Annotated in this window: 27 protein-coding genes; 11 read left to right on the top strand and 16 right to left on the bottom strand. The window is 67.5% G+C overall.

The genetic code is table 11. From position 1 onward, the window contains the following. The 5 genes from AC1DYI_RS05530 to AC1DYI_RS05510 form a co-directional block, all read left to right on the top strand. Positions 1–356, top strand: a 356-nt coding sequence (locus AC1DYI_RS05530; protein WP_477203074.1) for a transposase, incomplete at its 5' end; no start/stop codon positions are given. 114 nt (positions 357–470) lie between these two features. Further along, complete coding sequence (locus AC1DYI_RS05525; RefSeq protein WP_477203073.1) at positions 471–1,100, top strand: ANTAR domain-containing response regulator; 630 nt, start codon at positions 471–473, stop codon at positions 1,098–1,100. Between the two features lie 264 nt (positions 1,101–1,364). Further along, positions 1,365–2,633, top strand: coding sequence for a CmpA/NrtA family ABC transporter substrate-binding protein (locus AC1DYI_RS05520; RefSeq protein WP_477203072.1), 1,269 nt, complete (start codon positions 1,365–1,367; stop codon positions 2,631–2,633). A gap of 34 nt (positions 2,634–2,667) precedes the next feature. Continuing rightward, on the top strand, positions 2,668–3,582 hold the full coding sequence (gene ntrB, locus AC1DYI_RS05515) for a nitrate ABC transporter permease (RefSeq protein ID WP_477203071.1): 915 nt from the start codon (positions 2,668–2,670) through the stop codon (positions 3,580–3,582). Between the two features lie 16 nt (positions 3,583–3,598). Next, positions 3,599–4,399 carry an ABC transporter ATP-binding protein gene (locus AC1DYI_RS05510; RefSeq protein WP_477203070.1) on the top strand — a complete coding sequence of 267 codons (801 nt, stop codon included), beginning with the start codon at positions 3,599–3,601 and terminating at the stop codon, positions 4,397–4,399. 98 nt (positions 4,400–4,497) lie between these two features. Here AC1DYI_RS05510 and AC1DYI_RS05505 read toward each other — a convergent pair whose 3' ends face one another. The 3 genes from AC1DYI_RS05505 to AC1DYI_RS05495 form a co-directional block, all read right to left on the bottom strand. After that, positions 4,498–5,580, bottom strand: a complete 1,083-nt coding sequence (locus AC1DYI_RS05505) for a hypothetical protein (RefSeq protein WP_477203069.1) — start codon at positions 5,578–5,580, stop codon at positions 4,498–4,500. A 256-nt stretch (positions 5,581–5,836) separates the two neighbouring features. Beyond that, positions 5,837–6,331 carry a DUF3617 domain-containing protein gene (locus tag AC1DYI_RS05500; RefSeq protein WP_477203068.1) on the bottom strand — a complete coding sequence of 165 codons (495 nt, stop codon included), beginning with the start codon at positions 6,329–6,331 and terminating at the stop codon, positions 5,837–5,839. A gap of 129 nt (positions 6,332–6,460) precedes the next feature. Further along, positions 6,461–7,069 carry a nitroreductase family protein gene (locus AC1DYI_RS05495; RefSeq protein WP_477203067.1) on the bottom strand — a complete coding sequence of 203 codons (609 nt, stop codon included), beginning with the start codon at positions 7,067–7,069 and terminating at the stop codon, positions 6,461–6,463. Positions 7,070–7,201: 132 nt separating this feature from the next. On the opposite strand from AC1DYI_RS05495, the gene AC1DYI_RS05490 reads away from it, so the two are divergent. Then, positions 7,202–7,885, top strand: a complete 684-nt coding sequence (locus tag AC1DYI_RS05490; RefSeq protein WP_477203066.1) for a hypothetical protein — start codon at positions 7,202–7,204, stop codon at positions 7,883–7,885. A gap of 75 nt (positions 7,886–7,960) precedes the next feature. On the opposite strand, the gene AC1DYI_RS05485 is transcribed toward AC1DYI_RS05490, so the two are convergent. The 7 genes from AC1DYI_RS05485 to AC1DYI_RS05455 form a co-directional block, all read right to left on the bottom strand. Continuing rightward, a complete protein-coding gene (locus tag AC1DYI_RS05485) occupies positions 7,961–9,238 on the bottom strand; it encodes a dihydrolipoamide acetyltransferase family protein (RefSeq protein ID WP_477203078.1) in 1,278 nt (425 codons plus the stop codon). A 62-nt stretch (positions 9,239–9,300) separates the two neighbouring features. Continuing rightward, positions 9,301–10,305 carry an alpha-ketoacid dehydrogenase subunit beta gene (locus AC1DYI_RS05480; RefSeq protein ID WP_477203077.1) on the bottom strand — a complete coding sequence of 335 codons (1,005 nt, stop codon included), beginning with the start codon at positions 10,303–10,305 and terminating at the stop codon, positions 9,301–9,303. An 11-nt stretch (positions 10,306–10,316) separates the two neighbouring features. Continuing rightward, positions 10,317–11,579: a thiamine pyrophosphate-dependent enzyme gene (locus AC1DYI_RS05475; protein ID WP_477203076.1), complete on the bottom strand. Its 1,263-nt coding sequence runs from the start codon at positions 11,577–11,579 to the stop codon at positions 10,317–10,319. A gap of 308 nt (positions 11,580–11,887) precedes the next feature. Then, entirely contained in the window at positions 11,888–12,490 is a 603-nt protein-coding gene (locus AC1DYI_RS05470; protein WP_477203065.1) for a YceI family protein, read from the bottom strand. 29 nt (positions 12,491–12,519) lie between these two features. Then, positions 12,520–13,275 carry a DNA alkylation repair protein gene (locus AC1DYI_RS05465; RefSeq protein WP_477203064.1) on the bottom strand — a complete coding sequence of 252 codons (756 nt, stop codon included), beginning with the start codon at positions 13,273–13,275 and terminating at the stop codon, positions 12,520–12,522. Beyond that, positions 13,259–14,206, bottom strand: a complete 948-nt coding sequence (gene lhpI, locus AC1DYI_RS05460) for a bifunctional Delta(1)-pyrroline-2-carboxylate/Delta(1)-piperideine-2-carboxylate reductase (RefSeq protein ID WP_477203063.1) — start codon at positions 14,204–14,206, stop codon at positions 13,259–13,261. Before lhpI ends, AC1DYI_RS05465 begins: the two co-directional genes overlap by 17 nt. A 30-nt stretch (positions 14,207–14,236) precedes the next feature. Continuing rightward, on the bottom strand, positions 14,237–14,896 hold the full coding sequence (locus tag AC1DYI_RS05455) for a glutathione S-transferase family protein (RefSeq protein ID WP_477203062.1): 660 nt from the start codon (positions 14,894–14,896) through the stop codon (positions 14,237–14,239). Between the two features lie 313 nt (positions 14,897–15,209). Here AC1DYI_RS05455 and AC1DYI_RS05450 point away from each other — a divergent pair, with 313 nt between their 5' ends. After that, positions 15,210–16,370 carry an ABC transporter substrate-binding protein gene (locus tag AC1DYI_RS05450; RefSeq protein ID WP_477203075.1) on the top strand — a complete coding sequence of 387 codons (1,161 nt, stop codon included), beginning with the start codon at positions 15,210–15,212 and terminating at the stop codon, positions 16,368–16,370. Positions 16,371–16,458: 88 nt separating this feature from the next. Here the strand turns inward: AC1DYI_RS05450 and AC1DYI_RS05445 are convergent, their stop codons facing one another. From AC1DYI_RS05445 to AC1DYI_RS05420, 6 genes are all read right to left on the bottom strand, one after another. Beyond that, complete coding sequence (locus tag AC1DYI_RS05445; protein WP_477203061.1) at positions 16,459–17,154, bottom strand: PEP-CTERM sorting domain-containing protein; 696 nt, start codon at positions 17,152–17,154, stop codon at positions 16,459–16,461. 163 nt (positions 17,155–17,317) lie between these two features. After that, entirely contained in the window at positions 17,318–17,923 is a 606-nt protein-coding gene (locus AC1DYI_RS05440) for a hypothetical protein (RefSeq protein ID WP_477203060.1), read from the bottom strand. A gap of 146 nt (positions 17,924–18,069) precedes the next feature. Further along, positions 18,070–18,861: a LytR/AlgR family response regulator transcription factor gene (locus AC1DYI_RS05435; protein ID WP_477203059.1), complete on the bottom strand. Its 792-nt coding sequence runs from the start codon at positions 18,859–18,861 to the stop codon at positions 18,070–18,072. Beyond that, the gene (locus AC1DYI_RS05430) at positions 18,858–19,916 is read right to left on the bottom strand and encodes a sensor histidine kinase (protein WP_477203058.1); all 1,059 of its coding nucleotides are present in this window, start codon (positions 19,914–19,916) and stop codon (positions 18,858–18,860) included. The genes AC1DYI_RS05435 and AC1DYI_RS05430 overlap by 4 nt, the downstream gene beginning before the upstream one ends. A 9-nt stretch (positions 19,917–19,925) precedes the next feature. Beyond that, positions 19,926–21,434, bottom strand: a complete 1,509-nt coding sequence (locus AC1DYI_RS05425; RefSeq protein WP_477203057.1) for a carotenoid oxygenase family protein — start codon at positions 21,432–21,434, stop codon at positions 19,926–19,928. Between the two features lie 179 nt (positions 21,435–21,613). Then, the gene (locus tag AC1DYI_RS05420; protein ID WP_477203056.1) at positions 21,614–22,678 is read right to left on the bottom strand and encodes a hypothetical protein; all 1,065 of its coding nucleotides are present in this window, start codon (positions 22,676–22,678) and stop codon (positions 21,614–21,616) included. Between the two features lie 179 nt (positions 22,679–22,857). On the opposite strand from AC1DYI_RS05420, the gene AC1DYI_RS05415 reads away from it, so the two are divergent. The 4 genes from AC1DYI_RS05415 to AC1DYI_RS05400 form a co-directional block, all read left to right on the top strand. Further along, a complete protein-coding gene (locus AC1DYI_RS05415) occupies positions 22,858–23,844 on the top strand; it encodes an aminoglycoside phosphotransferase/kinase family protein (RefSeq protein WP_477203055.1) in 987 nt (328 codons plus the stop codon). A gap of 71 nt (positions 23,845–23,915) precedes the next feature. Then, complete coding sequence (locus tag AC1DYI_RS05410; RefSeq protein WP_477203054.1) at positions 23,916–24,362, top strand: helix-turn-helix transcriptional regulator; 447 nt, start codon at positions 23,916–23,918, stop codon at positions 24,360–24,362. A gap of 127 nt (positions 24,363–24,489) precedes the next feature. Continuing rightward, positions 24,490–24,900, top strand: coding sequence for a VOC family protein (locus AC1DYI_RS05405; RefSeq protein WP_477203053.1), 411 nt, complete (start codon positions 24,490–24,492; stop codon positions 24,898–24,900). 67 nt (positions 24,901–24,967) lie between these two features. Next, positions 24,968–26,433, top strand: a 1,466-nt coding sequence (locus AC1DYI_RS05400) for an excinuclease ABC subunit UvrA (protein WP_477203052.1), incomplete at its 3' end; no start/stop codon positions are given.

The following is a 26,433-nucleotide window of genomic DNA, read 5'->3' as shown; positions in this document are numbered from 1 at the left end:
GCTCGCAAGCCAGTGCGCTGCTGAGCAGCCTGTTGGCGCGGTTGCAGTTCGTCAGCGCTGATGCCTTGGTCGCCTTCAGTGGCTTGGACCCTCGGGCGCACGACTCAGGGCGCAGCCACGGCAAGCGAAGACTGTCCAAGCGTGGATCGCCTGACTTGCGTCGCCAGATGTACATGGCGGCCATGTCGGCCTCTCACAGCAAGGTGTTCAGTCCCCTGTACCAACAGCTTCGCAGCCGCGGCTTCAAGACCACCGAGGCGCTGGTCATCCTGGCTAGAAAGCTCCTGCGAGTCGCCTATGCCGTCTGGCGCAGCGGCAAGCCCTTCGAGCCAGACAGATTCGCCGTTCCCGCTTGACGAAAACCATAGAACCTCCGCCGGTCCGCTGCGCGAGCCTCCTTGGGGGGCAGCCCGCCGGAGCGGGCGTGGGGGCTCTAAGTTTCAGGTGCGCAACTTGCATCAGCCTAGCCCGTGAGTGCTCCCGATCTCCGCCTGGCCGTCATCACCTTGTCGGCCCACGTGCCCGACCTGGCCGACCAGGACGGCTGGGACGAGGCATTGCGTCTGCGCGACCTGGTGCACGGTTTGCGCGTCGGCGGTTACCAGATCGCCGGCGTGCTGGGTGCGGATGCGCAACTGCCCGACAAGCTGGCCGCGCTGGCGCCCGACGTGCTGATCGTCGACGCCGAGAGCGGCGCGCGCGACGCGATCGAACACGTGGTCTGGGCGACGCGCGATGCGCCGCGGCCGATCGTGCTGTTCACCGAAGAGCACGACCCGGCCCACATGCGCGAAGCGGTGGCCGCCGGCGTCGTCGCCTATGTGGTGGCCGGGCTGGCCCCCGAGCGCGTGCGGCCGGTGATCGACGTGGCGATCGCCCGCTTCGAGCACGAACAGAACCTGCGCGGCGAACTGGCCCGCGCCAAAGGGCAACTCGCCGAGCGCGTGGTGGTCGACCGCGCCAAAGCCTTGCTGATGCAGCGCCACAACCTGCCCGAGCCACAGGCCTACGCACGCCTGCGCAAGACGGCAATGAACCAGGGCCTGACGATCCACGAGGTCGCGCGCCGGCTGCTCGAGTTGGCAGACCTCTTCGCCTGATCGCCCCCGCGCCAACACGCCCGGGTTTGGTGCGGCGCACCAACGCGAACCCCGGCGATGGTGCAAACACAGCGGCTGACAACACGTCCACCGGGCCCAGCAGGCTGGCACAGCGATTGCGTAGAACAGGCCGTGGCCCAACGAAGGGTCACGCGATCTGGTTGCACTGACTTCCTAGGTTTTTTGGACAAAGGCGTCCGCCGGCTGGCCCGCAAGGGTCAAGCCGTCGGGCGCCTCTTTTTTTGCCTTTTTCGAGGACCGCCGATGCACGCCCCTGCCCCCGCCACTTTCAGTGCAACCCACACCGACCTGAGTCGCCGACGCGTGCTGCAGGCCGCTTCCGCAGTCGCCGTGGGCGCCGCCGCCGGCCTGCCATCGACCCGCGCCTGGGGCCAGGGATCGGACAAGCCCGAGAAAGAAGAAGTGCGCATCGGCTTCATCCCGCTGACCGACTGCGCCTCGGTCGTGATGGCCTCGGTGCTGGGCTTCGACAAGAAGTACGGCATCAAGATCATCCCGACCAAGGAAGCCTCGTGGGCCGGCGTGCGCGATAAGCTGGTCAACGGCGAGCTCGACATGGCGCACGTGCTGTACGGCCTGGTCTACGGCGTGCACCTGGGGGTCAGTGGGCCGAAGAAGGACATGGCCGTGCTGATGACCCTGAACAACAACGGCCAGGCGATCACGCTGTCGAAAAAGCTCGCCGACCAGGGCGCCATCGACGGCACCTCGCTCGCGAAGGTGATGGCCAAGGACAAGCGCGACTACACGTTTGCACAGACCTTCCCGACTGGCACGCATGCGATGTGGCTGTACTACTGGCTGGCCAGCGTCGGCGTGAACCCGCTGAAGGACGCCAAGGTCATCACCGTGCCGCCGCCGCAGATGGTGGCCAACATGCGTGTCGGCAACATGGATGGTTACTGTGTCGGTGAGCCCTGGGGCCACCGCGCGATCATGGACGGCATCGGCATCACTGCCGTCACGACGCAGGACATCTGGCCCGACCACCCCGAAAAGGTGCTGGGCACCACGGGTGAGTTCGTCAAGAAGTACCCCAACACGGCACGCGCCGTGGTGATGGCGGTACTCGAGGCCAGCCGCTGGATCGACGCGGGCCTGCAGAACAAGATGAAGATGGCCGAGACCGTGGCCGACAAGGCCTACGTCAACACCGGCGTCGACGCGATCAACCAGCGCATCCTCGGGCGCTACCAGAACGGCCTGGGCAAGACCTGGGACGACCCGAACCACATGAAGTTCTTCAACGACGGTGCGGTGAACTTCCCGTACCTGTCCGACGGCATGTGGTTCCTGACCCAGCACAAGCGCTGGGGCCTGATCAAGGACCACCCCGACTACCTCGGTGTGGCCAAGCAGATCAACCAGATCGATCTGTACAAGCAAGCCGCCTCGGCGCTGAAGGTCAGCGTGCCGAAGGACGCGATGCGCAGCTCGAAGCTGATCGACGGCGTGGTCTGGGACGGCAAGGAGCCGGCCAAGTACGCCGACGGTTTCAAGGTCCGTGCCTGAAGGCGCGCTTCACCTGCACCCACTGGAGAACACCATGGTCAGTGCCGTGTTTCATTCCCCGCTGAGCGTCGCCGCCGAACCGGCCGCAACGCCCACACCGGCTCGCGCTGCGCCTGCTGCCGCACCCGTGGTTGCGGCCCCTGTCGCACCCACCTCACCCCGCGCCAAGCGCGCCCCGTTCGACTGGCGTGGCCTGTGGATGAAGGTCTTGCCACCGGTGCTCGGCATGGCGCTGCTGGTCGGCATCTGGGCTTTGCTGACGCAAAAGGGGGGGCCTTTTCCCACACCGTCCGCCACCTTCGATGCCGCCGTCAAGCTCTTCGCCGACCCGTTCTACCGCAATGGCCCGAACGACCAGGGCATAGGCTGGAACATCCTGTTCTCGCTCGAACGCGTGGGCCTCGGCTTCGGCCTCGCCGCGCTGGTCGGCATCCCGCTCGGCTTCATCATCGGCCGCTTCGAGTTCGCGTCGCGCATGGTCAGCCCGCTGATCAGCTTGCTCAAGCCCGTGTCGCCGCTGGCCTGGTTGCCGATCGGCCTGCTGGTGTTCAAGAGCGCGAACCCGGCGGCGATCTGGACCATCTTCATCTGCTCGATCTGGCCGATGGTCGTCAACACCGCGGTTGGCGTACAGCGGGTGCCGGTCGACTACCTGAATGTGGCCAAGGTGCTGAACCTGTCGGAGTGGAAGGTCATCACGAAGATCCTGCTGCCGGCCGTGCTGCCCTACATGCTGACCGGCGTGCGGCTGTCGGTCGGCACCGCGTGGCTGGTGATCGTCGCGGCCGAGATGCTGACTGGCGGCGTCGGCATCGGCTTCTGGGTCTGGGACGAGTGGAACAACCTCAACGTCCAGCACATCATCATCGCGATCTTCGTGATCGGCATCGTCGGGCTGCTGCTCGAACAGGCGCTGATGGCCGTGGCCAAGCGCTTCTCATTCGACTGACCGGAAGGTATCGACCATGAGTGCATTCATCGACGTCCACGCCGCCGAGGTCACCTTCCAGACGGCCAAGGGACCGTTCCAGGCACTGCGCGACATCCACCTGAAGGTCGAGCGCGGCGAGTTCATCACGCTGATTGGCCACTCCGGCTGCGGCAAGTCGACGCTGCTGAACCTGATCGCCGGGCTGCAGAAGCCCACCGGCGGCGCGCTGCTGTGCGACAACCGCGAGATCACCGCGCCGGGGCCGGAGCGTGCGGTCGTGTTCCAGAACCACTCGCTGTTGCCATGGCTGAGTTGCTTCGACAACGTCTACCTCGCAGTCGAGCGTGTCTTCGGCGGCGGCGAGCCCAAGGCCAAACTGAAGCTGCGCACGCAGAACGCGCTGGAGCTGGTCGGCATGGGCCACGCCGCGCACAAGCGGCCGCACGAGATTTCGGGCGGCATGAAGCAACGCGTCGGCATTGCGCGCGCCTTGGCGATGGAGCCCAAGGTGCTGCTGATGGACGAGCCCTTCGGCGCGCTCGACGCACTGACCCGCGCCAAGCTGCAGGACGAGCTGATGAAGATCGTCGAGCGCACTTACAGCACCGTCGTGATGGTCACGCACGATGTCGACGAAGCGGTGCTGCTGAGCGACCGCATCGTGATGATGACCAACGGGCCGTCAGCGACGATCGGCGAGATCCTGGACGTCGAGCTGCCCCGGCCGCGCAACCGCGTCGCGCTGGCCGAGGACCCGACCTATGTGCATGCGCGCAAGGCGGTGATCGACTTCCTCTACACACGCCATGCGCACGTGGAGGCCATCGCTGCCTAGCGTAGCTTCCAGCGCGGCCGGCGACGGGCCGCTCCCTAGCGGCCGCGCACCCCCTCGGGGGGGGTGTCGCGGGTACCCCCGCGACCGGGGGCTGACATTTACTGGCAGGTGTTGGTGAGCTTTCCGTACAGCGTGTTCAGGTCCAGCTGCGACGGGAAGCCCGCCGGCGCGTGGCCTGAGTAGAAGCCGGCGTTGCGCAACTTCGTCAGGTACGGGTGGTAGAGGTACTGCTGGCTGAAGTTGCCGGTGTTGCCGAAGTAGAACGAGAACAGGTGCGCCGGGTCGAGCGCGAACTCGCCGCGGTAGCTGGCGCCGTCGTTGCCGTCGTCCCAGCCCCAGGGCGTGTTGGCCGAGTTGGTGCTGCACGACTTCAGCCCCGAGCCGCAGCCGCCGCTCTCGTCGCCGCGGAAGGTGCCCCAGCTCGCGTAGGTCGTGGCTTGCGCCGGCGGCTGCAGCGCATCGTTGATCGCCAGGTCGAACATGCCACCGGCTTGCTGGATGTCGACCAGGCGGTAGTAGACGTGGCGGTCGTTGCCGGAGCTCGGGTAGGTCGGCGTGCCCAGCGTCGGGTAGTAGACGATGCCGTCCTGGTTCGGCGCGCCGTTGAAGTCCGACGCGTAGGGCCAGGCCTTCAGACCATGGCCTTTGGCCTCTTGCACTGTCTTCATGCGGCTGATGCCGTTGTCGACCTCGAACGAGACCTTGCCGTCGATCGTCTCGTGACCGTTGGTGTACGGGCTGCCGGTGGGCGTGAACGAGAAGAAGTCGGTGTGGAAGACGGTGATCATCCCTTCGACCTTGCCGTAGGCCGAGCCGTCCTTGCGCACCGAGACGATGGCGCCTTCGAGGTCGTTCTCATGCTCCTGGTCGAAGATGATGTCGGCCCAGTCACGCGGGTGATAGAACGCGTAGGTGATGAAGTAGTGGCTGCAGCTCTCGACCACCGCGTAGTACACGGTCGCCGGCCACAGGCCGTTGCCGCGGTTGTCCCAGTTGTTGGTCGTGAACGGGTCGTGGTCGTAGTCGAACGCGGTGATGTAGTCCGACGGGTAGTCGCTCGAATCGGTGTCCTGGTAATGCACCGGCGCGTGGTGGTAGGCCAGCTCGGCCGGGGTCAGTGCCCAAGCCGAGGTGCTGAGGGCCAGGCCGCCGCACAGTCCCGCGATCGCTTTCTTCCACATGGTCCATCTCCTCGTTGAAGCCGTTGGAGGCCGAGAGGCTAGGCACGCGCGGTGTCGACGCGATGACAGGAAAGAACCGAACAGGAACAAAAGCGGCACCGACGACACAGCCAGCACGACCGGCGGCGATGTTAGGGGCGATGGTCTTGCCGCGGCGCGATGCAATGGCGCCGGTGGGGTCAAGCCGCGTCGCAGCGCGACAACGCGACGCCCACGGACAGAATCGTCCGCCGCCGGGCGAGCACGCGCGCCGCGGTCAGCTGCAATCGCCGAGCCGCCGGCCGGTCCACTGCTGGCTCAGCCCGGACGAGCCGGTGTCGATGCGCCCCTGGCCGACCACGCTCGTCGCGGTGGCTTCGAATTCGAAGTGCCCGGTGTGACGACCGGAGGCGCCGCAGACCATGTCGTAGTGCGTCTTGCGCCCGACCTGCCGCCAGTTCTCGAACCGGCAATCGCCCTTGCGGCCCGGACCGGTGGTCGCGACGGCGTACGGCACATCCTGGGCCGTCAGGCAGACGGTCGTCGTCACACTCGGCAATGAGACCGGTGCGCCGGGCACGCCGGTGCGCATCGTGTACTCCCAGTTGCCGGGCGCCATCGTGCCGGTCGGAGCGGCCGCGGCGTGGGCGGCGGCGCAGGCCAGAAGAAGCGCGAGGGTTCGCTGTGTCATCGCCTGATCCTCGGTGAACCGCGCGGCCTGCACGACGGCGAGCGGGAGTGAATCGGCGCGCCCCGGCGAGACCGGGTTCATGCAGGCGCCCGCCGCGCAATCTAGCGAGTGGTGCGCCACCGATCCTTCAGGCTGCGACCAACCGTCGCCGAGGACGGACCAGCTGCAGCGGCAGGCGACGGGCGTGTCGCTAACGCCGCGGTCACCCGGTCAGAGCCAGCGCACGAACTCGTCCACGGCCGGGCGCAGCCGCACCGGCTTGTCGCGCAGTGCGGTGCCCAGGCTGATGAAGCAGATGGCGTGCTCGTCGTCGACCAACTCGAAGGCCACGCGCAGCGCGCGGCTGCCCATCGCGCGGCCGCTGGACAGGCCGCTGGCGTAGCCGCGGGCGGCGGCGGCGAGCAGCAGGTTCTGTATCGCAGCGCCCAGCGACACCAGGCGCTCGAACGGCGGCACATCCGGCTCGTCGGCGCGCAGGTCGGCGATCGCGAGGATCAGCACCGGGCCGCGGAACGCCTTGTCGTGCGCCTCGGCGGCCTGCTCGGGCGTGGCGCCGGGGTCGCGCTCGCGCAGCGCGTCGGCGAACGCGCGGCCCAGGCGTTCGCGCGCTTCAGCGCCCAGCACGAGGAAGCGCCAGGGTTGCAGCCGGCCATGGTCCGGCGCCGCCGCGGCGGCAGCAAACAACTCTCGCAATGTCGCCTCGTCCGGCGCCGGCTCACCCAGGTGCTTCGGGCCGACGTGCTGGCGCGCGTGGAGAACCCTGTCAAAGCGCTTGGCGAAGTCATCGTCAAACGGCAAGTCGCCAAGTGAATCAGGCATGAGGCTGTCCTGCGTTGCTAGGCCCGCGTGACGAGCCGGTGGTCAGTTATTCTGACGCGCACAAGCACCGAGGGGGATAGCACCATGAGGTTGAACAACCCGGAGCCAGCGCGCCGTCTTGTTCGCCGAACCATGCGACAACGCGTGAAGATGAGCGCAGTGGCGGTCACGGCTTCGTTGTGGCTGGTGGGTTGCAGCAAAACCTCGGGCAGCAGCACGCCACCAGCAAGTCTCGGCCCGCTCGGCAAGCCGTTGATCGGCTGCCCCGAGATCGCCGGGGTCTACGTCTGGCCACCGGCCGATGGCCGCGTGTACGCGGAAGACCGCCGTTCCCACGGCTTCGCTTCGCGCAAGGTCGTCGGCGTCAACGTGTACCCCTACGGCCGCTTCGGCATCCGCATGACGGGACGCGGCAGCCCGCTGCAGGCCGTGTTCAAGGAGCGGTCGCCAGACTCCGACGCACCCGAACCCCGTTTGAAAGACCCCGGCTGGGGCTACCACGAGTGGGGTGCCCCGGAGTGGCACTGCACCTTCGGCTACCTGGAGACCGACGAGGTCGACTTCGAGGCGCCCACGCCCTTGCCGGGGTCCGGCCGGTCGCCCGACGGGGCCGAAGCCGCGCACGGCCGCAAGACCGGCGTGCTGTGGCGCATGACGCGCCTGGCCGACGGCTCACTGGCCCTGGGCTTGCGCGAGCACATCACGGGCGGCAAGCAATCGCTCTTTTCGTGGGGCGACCAGAGCGCCGGCACGGTGACCGAGGCCGACCAAGACGTGTGGCACTGGTCCAGGCTGGAGCCGGTGAAAGGCCAATAGAATAACAGCGCAGCCGTTGCCGGATCGACCTGAGCAAGCCGGCAGAGCGTGGCCGCTCCGCCAGCTCTTTCTCTCTCAGTCGACGAACAGCGTCGCCGGGTGCTCCAACAGCTCGCGCAGCGCCTGCACGAACTCGGCCGCCTGCACGCCGTCGACCACGCGGTGGTCGAACGATGACGACAGGTTCATCATCAGGCGCGGCACGATCGCGCCGTTGAGGATCACCGGCCGTTCGACCATGCGGTTGACGCCGACGATTGCCACCTCGGGCATGTTGATCACCGGCGTCGTGACGATGCCTCCGATCTTGCCGAGACTGGTGATGGTGATGGTCGAGCCGCTCAGCTCGTCGCGCACGATGCGGCCGGTGCGCGCTGCTTCGGCCAGGCGCTGGACCTCGGCCGCGAAGCTCCACAGGTCATGCGCCTGCGCATCGCGCAGCACCGGCACCATCAGGCCGGCATCGGTCTGCGTCGCAATGCCAATGTGCACGGCCGAGTGCCGCGTCAGCGTGCCGGTCTCGTCGTCGAAGCGCGCGTTCAGGTCGGGAAAGTCGCGCAGTGCGTGGACCATCGCCCGGGCCAGGAAGGGCAGCACCGTCAGCTTGCCGCGTGTCTTGCCGTGGCGGGCATTCAGGCGCTCGCGCAGGCCCTCGAGCTCGGTCATGTCCAGCTCTTCAACGTAGCTGAAGTGCGGGATCCGGCGCTTGGCCTCTTGCATGCGCTGCGCGATCTTGCGGCGCAGGCCGACGAACTTGATCTGTTCGGTCACATCCTCGCCGGCCGCGACCGGCGGACGCACCGGTGCCGGTGGAGCCGGAGGTGGCGGCGCATGCTTGACCGGGCCGGGCGCGCCGTGGCGTGCGACGTGCTCGTCGAGGTCGCGCTGCATCACGCGGCCACCGGGGCCGCTGGCGTGCACCTGCGTCAGGTCCACGCCCAACGACCAAGCGCGCTCGCGCAAGGCCGGCGATGCGATGACGCGGCCGTTGTCGTGCTTTGCGACAGCCGGTTTGGCAAGCGCCGGCGGTGGCGGCGCGGTGCGCACGGGCGCTTGGGGTGGCGGTGCGGGTGGTGGCGGCGCCACCACCGCAGCAGCGGCAATGACTGCCGACGCCTGCGCAGCAGCAGTCGCCGCAGCCGGCGGCGGGGCCACCTGGGCTGGTGCGCCACCTTCACGCTCGATGCGGATCAGGTCCGCACCGACTGCCAGCGACTGACCGACTTCACCACCCAACGACACCACGCGGCCGGCCACCGACGACGGGATCTCGACAGTCGCCTTGTCGGTCATCACGTCGGCCAGCACCTGGTCCTCGGCCACGATGTCGCCCGGCTTCACATGCCAGGCCACCAGCTCGCACTCGGCAATGCCTTCGCCCAGATCGGGCATCTTGATCACATGAATTGACACCCTCATGCCTCCATCGCGCGCCGGAAGGCGGCGGCAACGCGTGCCGGCCCGGCGAAGTAAGCCCACTCCTGGGCGTGCGGGTACGGCGTGTCCCAGCCGGCCACGCGTTCGATCGGCGTTTCGAGGTGGTAGAAGCAATGCTCCTGCACCAGCGAAGCCAGCTCGGCCCCGAAGCCGCTGGTGCGCGTGGCCTCGTGCACGACGACGCAGCGGCCGGTCTTCTTGACCGACGCGATGACCGTCGGCAGGTCCAGCGGCCACAGCGTGCGCAGGTCGATGATCTCGGCATCGACGCCGCTTTCCTTGGCCGCCGCTTCGCTGACGTAGACCATCGTGCCGTAGGTCAGCACCGTCAGGTCCTTGCCCTCGCGCGCCACCACCGCCTTGTCCAGCGGCACGGTGTAGTGGCCTTCGGGCACCTCGCTGGCCGGGTGGGCCGACCAGGGCACCACGGGCCTGTCGGGGTAGCCGTCGAACGGGCCGTTGTACAGGCGCTTGGGCTCGAGAAAGATCACCGGGTCGTTGTTCTCGATCGAGGCGATCAACAGGCCCTTCGCGTCGTACGGCGTGCTCGGCATCACGGTGCGGATGCCGCAGACGTGCGTGAACAGCGCCTCGGGGCTCTGGCTGTGCGTCTGGCCGCCGTAGATGCCGCCGCCGCAAGGCATGCGGATCGTGATCGGCGCGGTGAAGTCGCCGGCCGAGCGGTAGCGCAGGCGCGCTGCCTCCGACACGATCTGGTCATACGCCGGGTAGACGTAGTCGGCGAACTGCACCTCGACCACCGGCCGCAAGCCATAGGCCGCCATGCCGATCGCCGAGCCGACGATGCCGCCTTCGTTGATCGGCGCGTCGAACACGCGCGTGCGGCCGTGCTTGGCCTGCAGGCCATCGGTGCAACGGAACACGCCGCCGAAGTAGCCGACGTCCTGGCCGTAGATCACCACATCGTCGTCGCGGCCCAGCATCACGTCCATCGCGGAACGCAGGGCCTGGATCATGGTCATGGTTGCCATGCTCAGTCTCCTCTTTCCGCCTGGCGCAGCTGGTCTTCCAGGTGCGGCGGCATCTCTTCGTAGACGTCTTCGAACATGCTGCGCAGCGGCGTCTGGTGGCCGTCGTGCAAGGTGCCGAATTGCTCGGCTTGCTTCAACGCGGCCAGCACCTGGGCCTCGAGCTCCTTCTGGGTTGCCTCGTGCTCTTCTTGCGACCACACGCCCAAGGTCATCAGGTGCTTCTTCAGCCGCTCGATCGGGTCACCAAGCGGGAAGGCCTGCCAGTCGCCCGCTGGCCGATAGCGTGTCGGCTCGTCCGAGGTCGAGTGTGCGCCGGCCCGGTAGGTGATCCACTCGATCAGCGTCGGGCCCAGGTTACTGCGCGCGCGCTCTGCCGCCCAACGCGAAGCCGCCAGCACCGCGAGGAAGTCGTTGCCGTCGACCCGCAGCGACGCGATGCCGCAGCCCACGCCGCGTGCGGCAAAGGTGCTGGCCTCGCCGCCGGCGATCGCCTGGAAGGTCGAGATCGCCCACTGGTTGTTGACCACGTTCAGGATCACCGGCGCGCGGTAGACATGGGCGAAGGTCAGCGCGGTGTGGAAGTCGCTCTCGGCCGTCGAGCCATCGCCGATCCAGCCCGACGCGATCTTGGTGTCGTTCTTGATCGCCGAGGCCATCGCCCAGCCCACCGCCTGGATGAACTGCGTGGCGAGGTTGCCCGAGATCGTGAAGAAGCCGGCGCGCTTGTACGAATACATCACCGGCAGCTGGCGGCCCTTGACCGGGTCTTTCGTGTTCGACATCAGCTGGCACATCAGCTCGACCATGTCGATGTCGTCGCGCGACAGCAGCAGGCCTTGTTGCCGATAGGTCGGGAAGCACATGTCGCCTTCACGCAGCGCCAGCGCGTGCGCGATCGCAATCGCCTCTTCGCCCAGGCACTGCATGTAGAACGAGATCTTCTTCTGCCGCTGCGCGATCAGCATGCGCGCATCGAAGGCGCGCGTCTTCATCATCGAGCGCAGGCCGCGGCGCAGCGTCTCAGGCTCAACCTCCGGTGCCCATGGGCCAACGGCATGGCCGTCTTCGTCGAGCACGCGCACCAGCGCGCCGGCCATGTCCGCGGTGTCGCCGGGCGACACATCCAACGGCGGACGCCGCACCTCGCCGGGGGCCGAGATGCGCAAGTACGAGAAGTCGGTTTGCTGACCCGGCCGGCCGGTGGGCTCAGGCACATGCAGGCGCAAAGGCCCGGGATCGTAGGTGGGGGCGTTGGCGGTGGCCACGCTGGACGAACGGGTTGCGGTCAGCGCCGCAGACTTGGTGGCGGCAACGGCCGCGGTTTCGGCGGCTCGCTTAGGCACGGTACGTCCTTACAACGGAAGGAACGCAGCGCGCAGCGCGCTGCCCCACGCAGCCCGTGGGGCGCGAAGGAATCGACATGGCATCTCCTGGGTGAGGAAGATTGATGTGGCCCGGCACTCAGCCTTGGGGCGGGGTAACGCCCTGGCTGCCGGTGCTCACAGTGTGCCGTCGACCAATAACCCTTGTCATTGCGAAAGACCCTGAGGCCATCCGCAATTCACGTAGCGATTTATTCGGCGGCAACCGCCTCAACCTGGATACGCAAGGTCACATCCATGCGAAAGCCGTAGGACTTGCCAGCATCGACGCCGAAAGCATCACGCTGGAAGGTCCCATGCGCGTCGGCGCCGCACAGCTCGCGCTTGAACAGCGGATGCGGCATGCACTTGAACTGGCGGATTTCCAGCGTCAGCGGCTTGGTCACGCCATGCAGCGTGAACTCGCCGACGACCTTGCTCGGCGCGCCGTCGGCAAAGTCGACCAGCTGGCCGCGAAAGCGCGCATGCGGGAATTTTTCGACGTCGAAGATGTCCTGCCGCTTGGCCGCCTCGTTCATCTGCGGCAGCCCGAAGTCGACGCTGTCCATCTCGACGATCAGGTCGACCGCGCCGTTGCCGGCCGCCTTGTCCATCACGATCTTGCCGGCGGTCTTCTTGAACTTGCCGCGCCAGACCGACAGGCCGTTGAGATGGTCGGCCTCGAAGCTGGGGTAGGTGTGGCTCGGGTCGATCTCGTAGTTGACCGGGGCAGCGGCGGCACCGACGGCGAACGCGCCCAGGGCCGCGGCCGCGGCTGAACAAACAAAGTGAATGAAGGGATAGTGCAACTTCACGCTCGGTCCTCCTGCAGTTGGAATGGTCTTCAAAGGGTTGTCGGCGATGCGCGCAGCTCGCGCAAGGCGTCCGCCGCGATCCAGCGCGCGGCGCGTGAGGGCTGCGCTGCAACGCGCTCGGCACAGGCGATGGCCAGCGGCCGCAGTGTGGTGCTGCGCTTGCCGATCTGGCGCAGCGCCCAGTTGACCGCCTTCTTGACGAAGTTGCGCTCATCGCCGGCGTGCTGCTCGATCAGCGGCAACACCGCGATGAAGCGCTCGTCGTCAGCGGCCTTGTCGTGCACCGCCAGCGCGGCCAGCAGCGCGAACGCGGCGCGGCGCTCGAACTCGGGCTCGTGCGCAGCCCACACCGGCACCCGGCCCCAGGCCAGTGGCGACGGCGCGAACGCGTTGGTGCAGGCCTGGTCGCAGGTGTCCCACGCGTTCAGCGCGGCGACCCAGGTGTTCATCTGCGCGACGGTGAAGCGCGCCGGTTCGGCCACGTAGGCGGCCAGGATCTGCGCGTCCGGTATCTCACTGGCGGCCAGGGCCAGCGCCAGCTCGTGTTGGCGCCCGATCTGCCGGCCCAGCAGCCGCAGCGCCGGCACCGACAGGCCCAGCCGCCCTTCGGTGTTCATGCCGAAGCCGGCCATGCTGGCCAGCACCTCGGGCCGGGCCTGCGCACGCAGCAGCGCGAGCGCTTCATCAAAGGTGACGGTGGGCCGTGCGGGCTTGGGCATGCGGCTGATTCTGCCGCCGGTGCTCGGCACCGCGTCGGTCGACGCTGCGTCAGCCATGGTCGGCATGGGCCACCCCATAGGCCAGCACCGCCGCGGCCAGGTCTTCCAGCGCGGTACCGACCGACTTGAACACGGTGCGCTCGTCGGTCGACACGCGGCCGGCCGCATCGCCACGTGCCAGATCGGCCAGCGTGCCGCGTACATCGGCCGCACTGAAAACACCACGCGACAGCGGCCCGAGCAGATCACCGCTCTTGCGCAGCGCTTCGTCGGTGTCGACATACAACGATGCGTCGGCGAAGCAGTCATCGTCGGCCTCGCGCATCGTGGGCGTGAAGCTGCCGATCAGGTCCAGGTGGCTGCCCGGCGACAACCAGCGCCCTTCGATCAGCGGCGCAGTGGCCAGCGTCGCGCAGCTGACGATATCGGCCTGCGCTGCGGCGGCGGCCAGGTCTGTCACCGCATCGGCCTCGATGCCTTGCGCGCGCCAGTCAATGGCCAAGCGCTCGGCCTGCACCGCGTTGCGAGCCCAGACGCTGACCTGTGTGACGGCACGCACTGCGCGATAGGCCTGCGGCAACAACTGCGCCACTCGGCCCGCGCCGACGACCAGCAGATGTTGTGCCTCGCTGCGAGCGAGGTACGACGCCGCCAGCGCCGACGCAGCCACGGTGCGGCGCGCAGTGATCTCGTCACCATCGATCAGCGCCAGCGGCGCACCTGTAGCCGCGTCATGCAACAGGTAGCTGGCGTGCAGGCCCGGCAGCCCGCGCGCCGCATTGCCCGGCGCGATGTTGACCACCTTGACGCCGTAGTAGCGACCGGCTTGCCACGCCGGCATGATCAATGACGTGACCGATGTGCCGCCGGGCGATGCGATCTCATGCACATGTCGCGCCGGCACTTCGCAGCCTTCAGCGAACTGTGCACGAAGCGCCGCAATGAGGTGATCGAACGGCAGCGCCTGCCGGGTGGCCGCAGCATCGATGACGATCATGGCCAGCCCGCGTCCAACCGGTGAAGCCGCTCAATCACGGTCAGGCGCACCGAGCGGGAAGTAGGGGCGGAACGGCCGCGCCTCGTCCACCGCGCGAGCAAACGACGGGCGAGCGAGCAGGCGACGGCGGTAGGCCTTGACGTGCGGGTAGGCGTCACCGATCGCGTGCGTCCAATCGGCATAGAACAGGAACGGCGCGGCGGCGCAATCGGCCAGGCTGAACTGGTCGCCCACCGCCCACTCTCGCCCGGCCATGCGTTCGTTCAACCAGGCGTAGGCCGTGTCGAGCATGTTGCGTGCTTCCTGCACGCCATACGCATCGCGCGACTCGGCCGGCCGCAGCGCGTTGAACACCACCTTCTGCTGCGGCGTCGAGATGTAGTTGTCGAAGAAGCGGTCGAGCATCCGCACCTCCAGCGCTACGTCCGGGTCGGCTGGGATCAGCTGCACCGGGCCGGGTCGGTGCAACGCCAGGTACTCAATGATGCAGCTGGCTTCGAGGAAGGTCCGCTCACCATCGACCAGCACCGGGAAGCGCTTCATCGGCCAGATCTCGGCCAGGCGCCGCGACGCGGGGCTGTCGGGCCCGTCGAGCGACAGCGGCTCGAACGGGATCGCGTTCTCATACAGCGCGATCAACGCCTTCTGGCTGTACGACGAGAACGGGTGGTAATAAAGCTGCAAGGCCACGGGCAGGGCTCCTTCGTTGGCTGCGGGCGCCGAAATGGCTGGCCCATGCCGGGACGACGAACGGCGGCCGCCGGAGTCGACAGCATCGGCCGCCAAAGCCGAGAGCCTACCGCGGTCGGCAGCGGCAGGCTCTAACGACGAATTTGCGTAGCCCCTGTCCGCCCGTTCTCGATTGGCTACAGAGGAAACATCACGTTGCTCGACATCCGTCACGTTTCACGAAGGGCGCCACAGGCAGGCCTGTAACGTGGGAGACAGCCCCACGAGGGCCTCTGACTGAACATTCCAAGAACCAAGGAGCATCCCAGTGACCATGAACCGCCGTGACGTACTCAAACAGGCCCTTCGCAACGCTTGCGTGGTGGCGCTGCCAGGGGCCGCAGCGAGCGTGGCGCTGGCCGAGCCGGGCGTGACGGCCTCGCAAGTGGTCATCGGCAGCACGCTGGCCTTGTCGGGCCCGCTGGCCGGCGCCGGCATCGCCCACACGGCCGGCCTGAACGCTGCGTTCAAGGCGGCCAACAGCGGCGGTGGCATTGGTGGCCGCCAGATCAAGCTCGTCAGCCTGGACGACGCGTATGTGCCGGCACGCACTGTCGAGAACACTCGCCGCCTGATCGAAGACCAGCAGGTGTTTGCGCTCGTGTCGTCGATGGGCACCGGCAACACCGCGGCCATCCTGCAGGCGGTCGAAAAGGCCGAGGTGCCGCTGATCGGCCCGGTGACCGGCGCCGCCTCGTTGCGCAAGCCGGGGCTGAAGAACGTCTTCCATGTGCGCGCGAGCTACCGCGACGAGACCGATCGGCTGATGCAACAGCTGCTGTCCTGGGGCTTGAAGAGCCTGGCCTTCGTGTACCTGGACAACCCGTTCGGCAAAGAAGTGCTGGCCGACGCCGAGGTGGCCGTGGTGGCCAAGGGCGCGGAGCTGGCGGGCAAGTTCGCGCTCGCCATCGACGGCGCCAACGCTGAAGACCTGGCGAAACAGGTTCACGCGCTCAAGCCCAGCGCGGTGGTGCTGGGCACCACCGGCACCGCCAACACCGCGTTCCTGCAAAACTACCGCCGCCTGTCGCCGGCCACACCGGTGGCGGGCCTGTCGGTCTCGGTGCTGGCTTCAGAGTTCACCAAGCTGGGCTCGGCGCTCAACGGCCTGGCCCTGACCCAGGTGCTGCCCGACGCAGGCAGCACGCGACTCGCCGTCGTGCGCAACTACCAGGCGGCCATGCGCACCGCGGGCGAAGACGCGCACATCGGCGGCAGCAGCTTCGAAGGCTGGGTCAACGGCCAGGTGCTGATCGAGGGGCTGCGCCGCACCGGCGGCGACCTCAAGCGCGACAGGCTGCGCACGGCCCTGGCCGGCATGCGCCGGCTGGACCTGGGCGAGTTCGTGCTCGGCTACGGTCCGCAGGCGCCCTACGTGGCTTCGCAGTTCATCGACCTCGCCGTCATGGGCACCAACGGCAAGCGCTCGGGCTGAGTCCGCCAGGGGTCAGGGCGACCGGCGCAGCGCCGGTCGCTGCGCAGCACACCAGCGCCCACCCCATCCCGTGATGGGATCCAGCGTCCTAGGGCGTGACAACCCCGACCTCGATGTTGTCGTACAGCACATCGAAGTCGTGGTCGCTGCCGTACATGTAGCCCGGCTGGTAAGTGGTGATCGCGATCTCGTCGACGCCGGCGAGCACGTCGGCAAACGTGCGGTCGGCCGGCAGGTATGGGCGCCCCCTCTTGTCTTCGGCCCCGTAGCCGCCCCAGCCTTCGGGCAGCGTGAGCGACTTCGGGTCCGCGATCGTCACCGACCAGGTGCGCCAGCCCGGCAGGTTCTGCGCATCGAGGTAGCCGACGATCGTCCATACCGACGCGTAGGGGTGGTCCTTCGGCGGGTTGTCGTAGTCGCGCAGCTCGATCACCAGCTCACGCCGCGTGGGCGAGCCCAGGAAGTTCACCAGCCGAGCCTTGGTGTCCAGCTGGATGCGCACCGGCAGCCCCGCCTTCAGCGGCTGCAGCCAGTTGGTCCGCCGCTGGAACATCATCGAGCCGTTGGCGCCGCCCTGCACATGGTGGATCGCCGGCGCCGTGTGGCCCAGATGCTTGTCGACCCACATGATGCCCGGCACGTTGCGCTGGTAGAGCCAGCCGGCACTCTTGCCGTCGTCGAAGCCGGTGCTCTGGTGCAGCGGATCGGCGTCGCTGGCCATGGCATTGGCAACAAGCACCAAAGCAGCCGCGGCAGCCAGGGTGGTTTTGAAGAATCGGTGCATGAGGCACGTCCCCTTGTCGTTCGGTGGATGGGTCGACGCGAGGCGTTCAGCGCCCCGGCATCTGCGCGAAAGTGGCAGCAGATGCTAGGCAGCCTCGGCATTCAAAGCTTGATCAAAACCTGACCAATCAAAGCCCAGCCCACGCCCACCTCGGCCGGTACCCTCAGCGCCTGCTCAGGCGGGCCGCGGCATCCAGCGTCACCGGATAGTCGCTGGCATCCACCGCTTCGCCGGTCCCGAAGCGCAAGCCACTGCCTGCCCGGGCGATCAAGTCCTTGTTGTCGTGCACGCTGCTGATGAAGAAGTCGGCCGGGTAGCGGATGCCGTTCACCACCACCGGTGCGCCACCGTTCGTGGGCCCACCGAGCGCCGCCATGTTGACGGTGATCTGGTCCGCCTCGGTGCCCGCCACCGTCTGGTCGCCGTCGATGACATAGGTGTTGTCGTCCGACCTGTTGGTGTGCACGGCCAATGGGTGGCCGCTGCAACCGGCGGCGGGGTAGACCGTGTAGTCCACGGCAAAGCGCAACGTGTGCGAATCCTCGCGTGACAGCGTCAGCTGGTAGGTGGCCTTCAACGGCTGGTCCGGTTGGTCGGCGGCGCTGAGGTCGTCGGCCGGCTCACAACCGGAGACCCAGGTGCCGACGTACTTGTCGGACGGCCCTGGCGCCAGATCGTCCACGCCGCCGCACGCGGCCAAGCCACTGGTTGCCACCACAACGGCCAACGCGCCGCGCCACGAATATCGGTTGCTTCTGCTGTCCACCATGCGAGTCCCTGCTGAAGAGGATGAGCAGCCATACGGCTGCGGTGGTGGGACTCTAGGAACCGCCTGTGGCCACGGCGATGCGATTGCGACAAAGGCCCGCCGGCGTGCCACGAAGCGTCGTTCAATGGCGCCTAAGCGCTTGCTGGCTACATCGCCTTGAAGCGGCGCGCGAACAGGCGGCTCACCGTCAGGCGAGCCGGATGGTCGTGCAGGCTCAGCAACAGCTTGCCTTCTTCGGTGCGCTCCACATGCGACAGCTGGCTCACCTGCACCACGACACTGCGGTGCACCTGCCAGAAGGCCTGCGGGTCGACGCGCGTCAGCAGCTCGCGCAAGCTCATGCGGATCAAGGCCTCGCGCTGGCGTGTGATGACCCGCAGGTACTTCTCGGCCGCCTCGAAATACAGCACCTCGTGGATCGGGATCAGGTGGGTCACCGGGCCGATGGCCGCGTTGATCAGCGTCAGCGGGGCTGCGGGCGGCGCGCCCGGTTGCATCGAGGCCGACAGCCGCTCGATCTCATCGCACACACCTTGCGCGCCCCACTCCGGCCGCGATTCCAGGCGCTGACGCAGCCTGGCCACCGTCTTCTCCAAACGCTCCGCACTCACCGGCTTGAGCAGGTAATCGACCGCACCATGGTCGAAGGCTTGCAACGCATACTGGTTGTAGGCGGTGACGAACACCAGCTCCGGCAGATCGTGACCATCGGGCCAGTCTTCGATGATCGCGGCGGCCGCCTCCAGGCCCGAGCAGGCCGGCATGTGGATGTCCAGGAAGATGACGCGCGGCAGGTGTTCCAGCGCCAGCGCGATGGCCGMGGCGCCGTTGTCAGCGTGCGGCAGCACATCGACCTCAGGCCAGCAGGCGCGCAGCTGTTGCTCCAGCCGGCGCGCCAGCACCGGCTCGTCTTCGACCATCAGGATGGGGATGTTCATCTTGGCAAGGCCAGCGTGGCGACCACGCCGTGGGGTGGGTTCGGGCTCAACTGCAGGCTGGCGCGCTCGCCGAAGGCAAAGGCCAGGCGCTTGCGCACATTGACCAGGCCGACGCGGCCGTTGGCGAAGGGGTCGTCCACCTGCAGCCCCAGCCCGTCGTCGCTGACCTCCACCAACAGCCGGTCGCCGTCGGCGCGTGCCACCACGCGCACGGTGCCGCCGCGCACGCTGGGCGCCAGCCCATGCTTCACCGCGTTCTCGACCAGCGGCTGGATCGTCAGCGGTGGCACCAGCGTGCGCTCCAGCTCGGGCGGCAGGCTCAGTGTGTGGCCCAGGCGCGGCCCCATGCGAATGGACATCAGTTTCAGATAGTGCGCCAGCAGCGCGAATTCCTGCTGCAGGCTGACGAGCGGCTGCTCGGTCATCTGCATGCTCGCATGCAGCATCTCGCTCAGGGCTTCGAGCATCTGCTGCGCGCGGCCAGGCTCTTCGTCGATCAGGGCGTGCACATTGGCCAGCGTGTTGAACAGCATGTGCGGCTCGATCTGCTGTTGCAGCAGCTGCAGCCGTGCGCTGCGCGCCAGCAGGTCGGCGGTTTCAGCGCGACGCCGCTCATCAGCCAGGCGTTCGCGCTGCAGGATGAAGTAGACCGCGAAGACCGAGGTCACCAGCGTGACCACGCTCGAGATCAAAGCGGCGGGGCCGAGGCTGATCATCAGCGCGAAGGGCGTGGACGTGACGGCGCTGGCAATCGCCCCGCCCACCCCATAGCCCAGCGGCACGGCCAACGACATCACCAGCAGCAGACTGGGCCACGGTGGCCGGCGCTGCCACCACCACGTCAGGCGGGGCAGCTCGATCAGGCCGAAGATGGTCAAGCCGATGGCTTGCGAAAAGATCAGCTCACCCACTAGCACACGCGTCAGCAGCGCGCGGTCGAGCTGCGGTGCCCCCGCCACGGAGAACAGCGTGAGGCCGAGCGCCACCACGCTGTTGAGCACCAGCACCATCGCCGCATCGCGCAGAAAAACCTGGAGCTTGCGGGGTGGCGTCATTCGGAACTTCTAAGTGGAATAGAACTGGCCGTGCAGGCCCAGCGGCAGGCTGTAAGGCAGGGCGACCTGGTCGATCGGCCCGGCGGCCACATGGGCCGCGTCGAAGATCGACATCACCGTACGCCGACGGACCCAGTCATACGCCGTGCCGACCAGCCAGCCGCGATTCTCCTGCGCCGAGCCGGGCTCCGGGACGAACACATGCTCCTCGGCCACGAATTGCGGGCCGAAGTCGTGGTCCTGCACCCGACCGGTCTGCTGGTCAAAACAACGCAGCACATTGAAGCCGAACACCGGCGTCTCGGCCGAGGCGCTGCTGGCCAGCATGTAGGTGTAGCGCGTCGGCTGGCCGGTGCGGCGCTGGTCATAACGCGGGAATTCCACCGTGCCGGCAAACGGTGTGGACGTGCGCACCTTGCCGGCGGCCAGGTCGATCTCCAGCTCGGTCCAGCGGGTCTCGCTCCACGGCAGCATCGAGTTGTCCATCACCGCGCCGGTGCGGCGCAGGATGTCGGTGAAGTCGGCATAGCGCGCCACGCCCACCCGCACGGTGTTGCCGCTTTCCCAGGCATTGCCGAGGTGGAACAGGCCGATCGGCTCGCAGGCGATCTGCGCCACCGGGTTGAAGGTGGCCTTGTCCACCACCAGCACATAGCCGGGCTGGTTGGCTTGCCACGCGTAGTGGCCGATGAAGGACAGCGAAGGCTCGTCGCTCGGCATGTAGCGGTACGGCATCAGCACGAACACCAGATAGCGCTCGGTGATCGCGAAGTCATGCACCATGTCGGCGTTAGGTGCCGGCACGAAGGCCTGCCGCCGCAGCCCACCTTGCGGGCTCAGCTCATACAACGCCAATGCACCCGCGCCCGGCAGGTAGCCGAAGCTCCAGACGGTGCCGTCCGGCGCCACGCGCGGGTGGGCAGAGAACGGCAGCTGCGCCGTCTGCGGCGACCAGGCCTTCTTGCCCACCGTGGCCAGGGTGCCCGGGTCCAGCACATAGGGCGCGCCACCCTCCCACAAGGCCAGCAACTCACCGTTGAGCTGCAGCGTGCCGATGTTGGCGACGTTCATCGCATCGGGGTTGGTCACCGCGGTGCCCGGGATGCTGGTGCCGAAGCCCGGCGCCAACCGCCGGCCGGCCGCCTGCTCGGCCTGCAGCTTGCTGGTGGCGATCATCTTCGCGCGGTGCCGCAGGCGCCCTTCCTCGAAGCGGAAGGCATGCATCATGCCGTCCCCATCCAGCCAGTGGTGATAGCTCGTGTCGCCCAGCTTCATCAGCGCCGGCCCGTTGCGGTACAGCACGCCGCGCAAGCTCGGCGGCACCCGCATCGGCAGCTCGCATTCGTAGTCGCTGCGCACGTCGCGAAACGCGTTCGGCCAGGCGGTGGCCGGCGAGCTCAAGGCCACCGGGTCGCCGCTGCGCGCGGGCTTCCAGTAAGGGCCACCCGCATGGGCAGCGTTGAGGCCGGTGGCCAGCGGCGCGGCGGCCAGGCCAGTCATGAAATGGCGACGTTTCATCGGATCCCCTGTGTTTCGCATCGCGGCGCAGTCTAGGAATCCGGTGCCCGCCAGACGCGGGCGAAAGCAGCCAAACGCCGCGCGAAGGGCATGAAACGACATGGCATGGCGGCAAGCGGTGCCGGCACGCCGAAGGGCGCGACGACGACAAGCTTGCCGCCACCTGGCGGCGTCTTCGCTCAGCGCGAAGGGATGGGATCCAGACGCACCGCCGTGGTCTCGGTGGCGCCCACCTTCAGCGCCGTGCCAGCAATCTCTCCGCGATTGTTGATGCCGGTCGCGTCCACGATGGTCCACACGGCCTGGTCGGAGGCCCGGAGCAGATCGTTGAGGATGTAGGTCGTGCCGCCGGCGTTGAGGAACCCCAGGTTCTTGCCACTCACGGCACCGGTCCCGACCACCGCGCCATCCTTGTTGATGTCATTCGCGCAAGCGTTGCCATCACCCGGCGACGGCAACGCCACCATCTTGCCGCCCCGGTACAGGAAGGCCTTGGTCGAGACGTTCCCGGTCGTCGCGGAACAACCGACGATGCGGCCGGCGTTGTTCACCGCACGCGCCTCGGAGCTGCTGCCGCCCAAGGTGCCGAGCAGCGTCATCTCTGCGCCGTCGTAGCGAAACGCCTCCGACCCGCCACCGACTTTTGAAGCCACACCGACCACGACCCGCTTGTCGTTGACGTCCGCCGGGTTGACCTCGGCGATGCCCGCCGCCACCGGGATGCGGGTCATGACGCCGGCCTCGAAGAGGACACCATGCATCACGGTGTCGCAAGTTTGCGAGGCCCCCACCGCCAGACCGAGGTTGTTGATGGCGACGGCCGTGCTGCCCAGATCGAGCCGCCAGGGACAAGCGTCCTTGAGCGGAGGGATGTTCGACAACCCGTTCACCGGATCGTCCACGTAGCCCCACGACGATCGCTCGGAACTCGCGACCCCGACCACGGCTCCCGATCGATTCACGTCCAAGGCGTTGGAGCCCCCACCGGGGTGCTCGAGCCATGCCACTCTTTCACAGGTCTTCTGCGTGCAACGAAAGGCCACGAAGCCGCCGCCAATCTGCTCGTAAGTGGCGGCCGACCAGGGCCCGTTGCCGATCGCGGCGGAAGTCCCCCTCGCCGGCCCCGGATACGGTGGTGGGTCGAACACATCCACCACCCTGTAGCGCGGCGGCTCTGCATGGGCCATGCCGGCCACCACCATGGCCAACCAGCCTGACGAAACGATCTGCGTGAGATGTCGCATTGAATCCTCCTGCCAACCCCGTATCTGTCTTGCCGAAAGTACGGCGGCAGCGGCAGCCTGTGCACCGCGACGCCGGCCCTGGTCACAGACTGCGCGACCTTGGCACAAGGTAGGGCCTGGCAGGCATTCGAGCCATTACGGCACATTACGGGCCTTCGACCACCGGGATTCGATTTGCCATGTTCATCCGTCACACCGCCGTCAGCGATCAGGGGCCTGTCTTGCGCCAGGCCAGCGATGTCACGCCGACGTGGCTCAGCGAAGTCCTCGGGCAGCCCGTTACCCACGTGTCGGTGCTGCCAGGCACGGGCAACTGGTCGCAGCAAGCGACGCTGCAGGTGGCACTGGGCGACGGCACGCTGCAGACGCTGCGATTGAAGATCTGCCTCGGGCAGACCTTCGGCCGCTCCGAGGTCGACTACTACACGCGCGACTACGCCGATCTCGCCGATGCCCCGCTGGTGCGTTGCTTCGCGGCGCACTTCGAGCCGGGTGTGGGCTACCACCTGTTGCTGCAGGACCTGTCCGCCACGCACCATGACCGCCGAGACGTGTTGCCGACGCGCGACTACGGATTTTCGGTGGCGCAGGCGATGGCGGCGATGCACCGGCACCATTGGCAAACGCAACCCGCGCCAAACGAGGCGACGCTGAACCGTTACCTCGACGAGATCCGGCCCGGCATCGCGGCCCTGGAGGCGGCCACCGGCCGCGCCATCCAATCTCGATACGCCGCGCATGAGCAGGCGTTCCGCCAACGCTGGGCCGACCCGCGCGGCATGTCGCTGCTGCACGGCGACGTCAACCCGACGAACGTGCTGACGCCGAAGACCGGCGATCACCCGGTCTACTTCCTGGACAGGCAGCCTTTCGACTGGTCGCTGACCTATGGGCTCGCCGTCTACGACCTGGCCTACGCCATGGTGCCGTGGTGGCCAGAGCCTGTCTTTCGGGACCATGCACAAGCCATTCTTCGCCATTGGTACGACCACCTGCATCAGCCCGACTACAGCTGGGACCAGGCGCAAGCCGACTGGCGACTGTCGGTGGCGCAGTGCCTGGATGTGCCGCTCGAGTGGTGCTCGAAGGAAGACACGCTGACGCGGATGCGCTGGCTCTGGGAGGCCCAGTGGACGCGCATCGAAGCGGCGATCGTCAACCCCTGATCAGCCCCTGACCTGCGGCACGACGTTCCCCCGTCTTGAGCCCACCGGGGCGACATGGCACGATCACGCCGGTGACCATCAAACCCACCGAAACGCACCTGCGCGACCTCGCCCGGCTGCGCCGCGTGCGCGACCGGATCGACCGCGAGTACGCGCAACCGCTGGACGTCGAGGCGCTGGCCCGCGGCGTGCACATGTCGGCCGGGCACCTGAGCCGCCAGTTCCGGATCGCGTATGGCGAGTCGGTCTATTCGTACCTGATGACGCGGCGCATCGAGCGCGCGATGGCGCTGCTGCGCCGGGGCGACCTCAATGTCACCGAGGTCTGCTTCGAAGTCGGCTGTTCGTCGCTGGGCACCTTCAGCACGCGCTTCACCGAGCTGGTCGGGATGTCGCCCAGTGCCTACCGGGCTCAACAGGCTGGCGCCACGGCGGGGATGCCGTCGTGCGTGGCGAAGCAGGTGACGCGACCGATCAGGAATCGAGAAGCGCCGACCACCGAGCCGAACCTAGACTGAATCCCATGGACATCGCGAGGAAACGCCGGGCCGCCGCCCCAGTTTCCTCGGCCCCGGCGGGGGGCGAGCCGGKCGCAGCCCGGACTCGGGGGTCCTCCCTCATCCACCTCACGAAAGACCGAACACCATGGACATCACCATCCACTCCAGCTTCCTGCCGCACACCGACGCGGAGACCTCGCTCGCCTTCTACCGCGACACCCTCGGCTTCGAGGTGCGCAACGACGTCGGCTACAACGGCATGCGCTGGATCACCGTCGGCCCCGTCGGCCAGCCCGGCACGTCGATCGTGCTGTACCCGCCGGCGGCCACCCCCGGCATCACCGAGGACGAGCGCCGCACCATCAACGAGATGATGGCCAAGGGCACGTTCGCCACCCTCTTGCTGGCCACCAAGGACCTCGCCGGCACCTTCGAGCGGCTGCAGGCCACCGACACCGAAATCGTCCAGGAGCCGACCGACCAGCCGTACGGCGTGCGCGACTGCGCTGTGCGCGACCCGGCGGGCAACATGGTCCGTATCCAGCAATCGCGCTGAGCCGTCCGGCGATCACCAGCGACAGGCCGCGAGAGCGGCCTGTCCAACAGATGGAGACACGACAAGCATGGCCACGAGGTCGAAGAAAGAACAGTCGCCCGCGCTGAACGGCGCTGACAGCCACGATCAGATCCGCGTGCAGGGCGCACGCGTGAACAACCTCAAGGACATCAGTGTCCAGATCCCGAAGCGTCGGCTGACCGTGTTCACCGGAGTCTCGGGCTCGGGCAAGAGCTCGCTGGTGTTTGGCACCATCGCCGCCGAATCGCAACGGCTGATCAACGAGACCTATAGCGCCTTCGTGCAGGGCTTCATGCCGACGCTGGCGCGACCCGAGGTCGACGTGCTGGACGGCCTGACCACCGCGATCATCGTCGACCAGGAGCGCATGGGTGCCAACGCCCGCTCGACTGTCGGCACGGTGACCGACGCCAACGCGATGCTGCGCATCCTGTTCAGCCGGCTCGGCAAACCGCACATCGGCTCGCCCAGCGCGTTCGCGTTCAACGTGCCGTCGGTACGGGCGGCCGGCGCGATCACCGTCGATCGCGGTGAGGGCAAGACCAAGACAGTGAAGCAGACCTTCAACCGCCTCGGCGGCATGTGCCCACGCTGCGAAGGCATGGGCTCGGTCAGTGACTTCGATTTGACCGCGCTGTACGACGACAGCAAGTCGCTCAACGACGGTGCGCTCACGATCCCCGGCTACAGCATGGACGGCTGGTACGGCCGCATCTTCCGCGGCTGCGGCTTCTTCGACCCCGACAAGCCGATCCGCAAGTTCACCAAGAACGAACTGCACGACCTGCTCCACAAGGAGCCGACCAAGATCAAGGTCGACGGCATCAACCTGACGTATGCGGGCCTGATCCCGTCGATCCAGAAGTCGTTCCTGTCGAAGGACGTCGACGCGCTGCAGCCGCACATCCGCACCTTCGTTGAGCGCGCGATCACCTTCTCCACCTGCCCCGAATGCGAAGGCACCCGGCTCAGCAAGGAAGCCCGCTCGTCGAAGATCAAGGGCAAGAACATTGCCGATGTCTGCTCGATGCAGATCAGCGACCTGGCCGAGTGGGTCCGCGGCCTGAAAGAGCCCACCGTCGCGCCGCTGCTTCAGGCGCTGGGTGGCGCCCTCGACGCATTCGTCGAGATCGGGCTGGGTTACCTGTCGCTCGAGCGGCCGTCGGGCACCTTGTCGGGCGGCGAGGCGCAACGCGTCAAGATGATCCGCCACCTCGGCTCGTCGCTGACCGATGTCACCTACGTTTTCGACGAACCGACGATCGGCCTGCATCCGCACGACATCCAGCGCATGAACGGCCTGCTGCTGAGGCTGCGCGACAAGGGCAACACGGTACTCGTTGTCGAACACAAGCCCGAGGCGATCGCGATTGCCGATCACGTCGTCGACCTCGGCCCCGGCGCCGGCTCGGCCGGCGGCACGGTCTGCTTCGAAGGCTCGGTCGATGAGTTGCGCAAGAGCAAGACCCTCACCGGCCACCATTTCGACGACCGCGCCACGCTGAAGAAGAA

The organism is Ideonella sp. P3_A4, from assembly GCF_056403075.1.
The sequence above is the reverse complement of the archived record's forward strand: the minus strand, read 5'-3'. Positions and strand labels throughout refer to the sequence as shown.